Consider the following 6,185-nt stretch of genomic DNA (forward strand, 5'->3'; position numbering starts at 1 on the left):
CAGCGATCCTGACGAAAGCGAGCACCATGCCGAACGACGACAAGGGACCGCTGATCGTCCCGGTCCAGGTCGACGCCCTGGCGGTCAACGACGAAGTCCGCTCCAGCGTGCCGTTCATCCGCTGGCAGGCCAACTTCAACCTGCTGGCGCAGAACCTCCCGCCCGAGGGCGAGCCCTTCGACAACAACCAGGCCGCGCACTGGAACACCGACACCACCGCAGGCGGCGTCTACCTCCAGTGGCAGCTGCCCCAGGCCCTGCGCAACGGCGCACACGACCCGGACACCGGCGACACCACCTTCCCGCTGGTACCCAACCGATGGCTGGTCGTCCGCTACAGCGGCCCGGCCACCGACCGCACCGCCCACTCCTGGGTGATCGAGAGCGACTGGCTGCCCGCCGACGGCGACACCGCCACCGCCACCACCCCCTACCTGCGCCCCGGCACCGCCAGGAGCGTCCACATCGGACGGCGCACCGCCGCCGCCGACTGGCCGGGCGAGAGCGGCACCCAGGACCCGTACGTCACCGCCGCCGGGCCGGGCCTGCTCACCTTCTCCGCCTTCCAGCCCTTCAACGAGAACGTGCTCTCCCTGCACGACGACCTCGCGGGCGTCGCGGACCAGGACACCCTCGGCTACCTGGTCACCGGCTGGTACTCCGCACCCGGCGCCGACCCGCTGCACGAGGCGACCAGCCTGGCCGCCCTCGGCTGGGCCCTGGCCGCCGACCCCACCGCCGACACCCCGCCCACCGACCGCACCCTCTACACCGGCCAGGTGCTGGGCCTGAGCTGGGACAAGACCGGCAGCGTGCCCGCCTCGGACCGCCCCCAGGGCGTGGACGTGGACGTCGCCGTGGGCAACAGCTCCGTCGACGCGCTCACCGCCCTGCTGGTGGCCAAGGGCACCGACGCCGACGACGCCGCCCGGCTGGAGGCGCTGGCGCACGGCCTGCTCGACGGCCTGGACGACGCGGGCACCGAGTCCGTCGACCAGTCCATCCACCGCGCCTGGTTCGGCTCCACCCACGGCGGCTACACCTGGGACCTGGTGGACGGCACCGCCGGCACCGAACTCTGCGCCAAGCTCAACACCGACCAGGCCGCCCACGACGACCAGGTGCGCCAACTGGCCGACACCCAGTGGAAGTTGTACGGCGCCTGGTGGCTCAACCGCCTCGACGACGTCCCTGACGCCTACACCGACACGCTGCCCGCCACCCTGAAGCCCACCGAGCAGGACAGCCTCGCCGCCCGGGTCACGGCACTGGCGGCCGACATCGCCGCCCGCCGCGATCCCGGCTCCGGGCACCCGCAGCCGATCCCCTGGGGCGCCACCGACGAGGACCTCGCCACCGCCGCCCAGGCCTACCTGGCCGCGCACGGCGCCGACCCGACCTGCACGCTCAAACGCTCCCCGCTGGGCGAGTTCCACCACGCGCAGGACCCGGTGGTGCTGCTGAACGGGATCAAGACCCCGGCCCCGGCCGACCTCACCGCCGCACTGCCCTGCCGCACGCCGGACCAACTGCTGACCGGCATCGACCTGGGCAACGGCCTCGCCCCCGCCCCGGCCGCCGTACCCGGGCCGCCCCTGACCCACCTGTCCGAGGCCGCCACCGTCGCCACCCTGCTCGGCGAGTTCTGGCTGCTCGACCAGGCCCAGGCCGCCGGCACCCTCGCCGACGCCGTGGCCCACCCCGACCAGCGGGTCACCGGCACCCTCCCGGCACTGGGCACCAGCAGCTGGCGGCAGCCCTGGAAGCCGCTCTACCTGCTCTACGAGCTGTCCTACTACCCCATCCCGCACGACACCGCCGACGGCGACTGCTGGCAGTTCGACGGCACCCGCTACCACTGGACGAAGACCGGCCCGGCCGACCCACCGGCCTACCAGTCCTACACCGGGCGGATCTACCTCACCCCGCACGCCACCTTCAACCTCGCCGCCCAGATCAAGCAGTACCGCGCCACCCACCCCGACGCGCCCCAGGACGAGCTCCAGCAACTCGCCGACCAGGTGGCCGGCTGGGACCTGCTCAGCCAGGCCCTCGACGGACTCACCCCGCGCATCACCCTGCGCGACCCGGCCCTCGCCGCCCACCCCGACGACGCCAAGGGCCTGGCCACCCTGATCGGCTCCCAGTACCAGACCACCCCCGTCCCCGGCGCCCTGCCCTCCCGCAGCGGCAAGTGGCCCGCCTCGGACTTCCCGCACCTGCGCGCCGGCCAGTTCTACTTCGACCGGATCGCGGTCGTCGACCAGTTCGGCCAGGTCACCGACCCCATCAACCCGCAGGGCAGCGGCAGCTCCACCGACACCGACAAGAAGCACCTGGTGCTGGCCGACAGCGTGCGCCCGGACGACGGCGCGACGATCCTGCCGGAGTTCCCCTACCGCTACGCCGAACTGCGCCCCCGCCTCCTGCAAGGAGCCCGGCTCCGCTTCGACGCCGTCAGCGCCACCGACGACAGCCAGGTGCTCGACCTGCACGCGGGCGTCAACCCGGTCTGCGGCTGGCTGCTGCCCAACCACCTCGACGCCGCCCTCGCCGCCTTCGACCCCGACGGCGGCGCGCTCGGCCAGTGCCGGACGGTCTACACCGACGGCGGCCGGCAGCAGGTCGTCTGGGACCCGGCACCGGGCTCCAGCTACCCCACCCTGGACAGCCTCGCCCCCGAACTCCCGCACCTGGCCTCCTTCCTGACCGGCCTGCGCGACGCCGGCCCGTCGGCCCTGGCCGCCACCCTGAAGGCCGTCGACGAGACCCTCTACACCGTCAACCCGCTCGGCGGCTGGGACGACACCACCATGACCGTGCTCGCCGGTCGGCCCCTGGCCCTGCTGCGCACCCGGCTGGCCCTCGAACTCGACGGACCGCCGGTCATGGACCCCAGCTGGGAACAGTGGCAGTACGTCCTGGACCCGAGCAGCACCGCGCCCCGGCCGGCCTCCCTGGACTACCGGTGGGGCGTGCGGCTCGGCGCGCTGGAGAACCTCGCCGACGGCCTGATCGGCTACACCAGCGGCGACGACTACACCACCCTGCACACCGTCCACCTGCCGTCGGACGCCCCGTCCTACCTGGCCGGCATCGGCACCGGGTTCCCGCTCACCACCGCCGGCACCCCGCAGTACCTCACCCTGCTCGCCGACCCCCGGGGCGCCGTCCACGCGGTCAGCGACATCCTGCCGGTCTCCGTCTTCACCGTCCCCGCCGAGTTCGTCAGCACCGCGCTCTCCCGGATGGAGGTCTCCTTCCGCCTCGGCCCGGTCCTGACCACCCCGCAAGGCGTCACCGGCGCCGACGGCAGCCCCGCCACCGGCTGGGTCCTGCCCCGCCCCCCGGCCCGCCACGGCGACTGGAGCTGGGCCGAACCCACCACCACCGGCTGGCAGGACAGCCCGCTGGCACCCGCCGGCACCCCCGGCCACATCCCGACCCCGACCGCCCCCCTCAGCGCCCGCACCGGCCGACTGCGCCTGCGCGGCGCGGTCGCCGACGAGCAGTGACCACCGACCCACGCACCACCGATCCACGAACCACAGAGCCACGGATTACCGACCCAGGAGCAGCAGTGTTCGTCCGCGCCGGAGCCAGCGCCTCCACCGCCCTGAACTACCTCGTCACCACCGCACCTTCGCCCCTGGAGATCACCCCGGCGGACACCACGCCCACCCCGGCCACGATCTCCGTCACCGCCGCCAACCCCGGCCCCGACCCGGTCCGCGTCGTCTCCGTCAAGTTCACCCTCGTCGCAGGCACCGGCGCCGGCGCCCTCACGGAACACCTGGACCAGATCCACGCCACGGTGACCCCCGGCGCCGACTGGACCTTCGCCCGCGAGGACGACGGCACCTTCCTCGCCGTGCCCACCGGCGACCAGGGCTACGTCGAAGTCACCGACAAGGCCGTGCTGTTCGAGCTCACCAACATCGCCGTCAACGGCGAGATCGGCGTCACCACCCTCGACATCCTGGAGAGGACCCAGGACGACGAGGGCGACACCTCCAAGGGAACGGCCGAGTTCCAACTCGGCAAGTGCTTCCCGGGCTTCCAGTTCAGCGACCTGACACCCGCGTTCCTCGACGACGGCCACACCACCGTGACCAACGGCAACACCGTCACCCTGACCTGGACCGCCTCCCACGGCGCCGCCTACACCATGCTCCACGAGAACAAGTCCTACGACGTCACCAACACCCGCACCTGGACCTCCCCGACACTCACCCGCGACGCCACCTTCCACCTGCGGGCCAGCCTCACCACCGACGGCCACACCGTCACCCACTACCTGCACACCAACGTCACCGTGGACAAGCCCGACCTCACACTCGGCACCCTGACGGTGAACGGGGACGTCCAGGTGTCCGGGCAGAGCAACGTCCAGGGCCTGCACTGCGCGCAGACGCTGGAGGTCGGCGGTGAGATCCACGCCGCGGGGACCGTGTACGGCGGCGACCGCACCAAGCCCGTGACCCTGTACGGCGCCCATGTCACCAGCGACCTCACCGTCGACGGCAACCTCAACGCCATCGGCGCCGACGCCATCGTCCGGATCCGGGACCTGCGAGGCCCCTCCAGCGTGAAGCTCAGCATCAACAGCGACACCGAGGTCCTCACCGGAAACAGCGTCACCATCGCCGACGCCCTCACCGTCGGCGGACTCCTGACGGCCAACGGGGACCTCGACGTCTGGTACAGGGACAACAACGTGCAGAAGATGACGACGTCCGGCGTCACTGGCGGCGTGAAGTTCCTCGGCCCAGTCGTGTTCAACAACTGCACCATCAACCAGGGCGACTGGGCCAAGCTCAAGAACTTCAGCGATGGCCAGGCCAAGTTCCAGATCTGGAACACCATGTACACCGACGAAAGCAAGGAGGCGGTCGTCTTCGTCTACGACGGCAAGGGCGACCACCGCAACGTGACGGCCGACTTCGGCAGCCCGGGTTACGGACACAAGGGCCAGACGTTCCGATTCGTGTTCGAGTAGTACGGCGGCCGGGCGGGTTGAGCCAGCTGAACTGTCTCCCGATCGGACAGGCCCTGGAACTCTCCTGAGCCGGCGCCGCGATGGCCTGCGGGACCGAACCGCGCGGCGCCCGGCCCACCAGGGGCCGGGCGCCGCGCCGTTGGGCCCGGTCAGGTGGCTGCTCTCCCAGTTCCTCTCCCCGCTGGTGAACACCCGCACCGATGCCTGGGGCGGCTCACCGGCCAACCGCGCCCTGCGCCCGGTGACTTGGTCCGACAAGGCGCTCGCCTCCGGCCGGGCTCCCGCCCCCGGCACCCGCCCGGCCGTGGCCCTGCTCGTCGAACAGCTCCAGCAGCGCGAGGCCCTGGGCCGCTACCGCGCCTGGCTGGACACCCGCCGGCCCGAAGCGGCGTAGCCACGCCCCGGCACGGCGCACACCACCCCCGCCGCGCCCTGGCTTCGACCCCTGCGCGCCCGCGCTGGACCTTCACCGAGCAGGCCGAAGGCCTGACGTTCCGTTACGGCCGTCGCAGCCACGGCACCCATAAAGGATCGCTCAGCCGCCGCGCTCCGGTCTCTGCCCAAGTGGTGACCGGGTTTCAAACCATATGTCGCCCTATGGAATGACTGTGGTTCGTACCCGGGCGTGTCGCAACTGACCGCTGCGAACCTTGCCCATACCAGGCAGGACCTGCCGGCTACACCTTCCGGCAGGCCTGCCCAGGTCCGACCACCCCACCGAGAGCCGACACCCGTCGGCGCACCTGCGGAGGTACATCATGTCCCGTTCCACCACCGCGCTCGCTGCCCTGGCCGCCGCCGGCCTGATCGCCCTGACGGCGCCCACGGCTGCCGTCGCCGCGCCCCGCGTGGCCACCAACACCATGTGCCTGGACGTGGGCGGTTCCCGCAACAACGGCGACCACGTCAAGATCTGGCAGTGCCAGAGCCCCGGCTTCGGCAACCAGAACTTCGTCATCGACAGCGGCCAGATCAAGGTCAAGGACACCATCGGAACCGACCGAGAGATGTGCCTGGACGTGGGCGGTTCCCGCAACAACGGCGACCACGTCAAGATCTGGCAGTGCCAGAGCCCCGGCTTCGGCAACCAGAACTTCGTCATCGACAGCGGCCAGATCAAGGTCAAGGACACCATCGGAACCGACCGAGAGATGTGCCTGGACGTGGGCGGTTCCCGCAACAACGG

4 protein-coding genes are annotated in these 6,185 nt (G+C 71.5%); all 4 read left to right on the forward strand.

What is annotated here, in order from left to right; translation table 11 throughout:
* Positions 1–26: 26 nt before the first annotated feature.
* Positions 27–3,515, forward strand: a complete 3,489-nt coding sequence (locus ACFWPI_RS06655) for a hypothetical protein (protein WP_380368702.1) — start codon at positions 27–29, stop codon at positions 3,513–3,515.
* A 65-nt stretch (positions 3,516–3,580) separates the two neighbouring features.
* Positions 3,581–4,999: a hypothetical protein gene (locus ACFWPI_RS06660; RefSeq protein ID WP_380368705.1), complete on the forward strand. Its 1,419-nt coding sequence runs from the start codon at positions 3,581–3,583 to the stop codon at positions 4,997–4,999.
* A 139-nt stretch (positions 5,000–5,138) separates the two neighbouring features.
* Positions 5,139–5,393: a hypothetical protein gene (locus tag ACFWPI_RS06665; protein WP_380368707.1), complete on the forward strand. Its 255-nt coding sequence runs from the start codon at positions 5,139–5,141 to the stop codon at positions 5,391–5,393.
* Positions 5,394–5,757: 364 nt separating this feature from the next.
* The coding region (locus ACFWPI_RS06670) for a ricin-type beta-trefoil lectin domain protein (protein ID WP_380424623.1) at positions 5,758–6,185 on the forward strand (428 nt) is incomplete at its 3' end.

Origin of the sequence: Kitasatospora sp. NPDC058492, from assembly GCF_042720685.1 — a bacterium.
Classification (GTDB): Bacteria; Actinomycetota; Actinomycetes; order Streptomycetales; family Streptomycetaceae; genus Kitasatospora.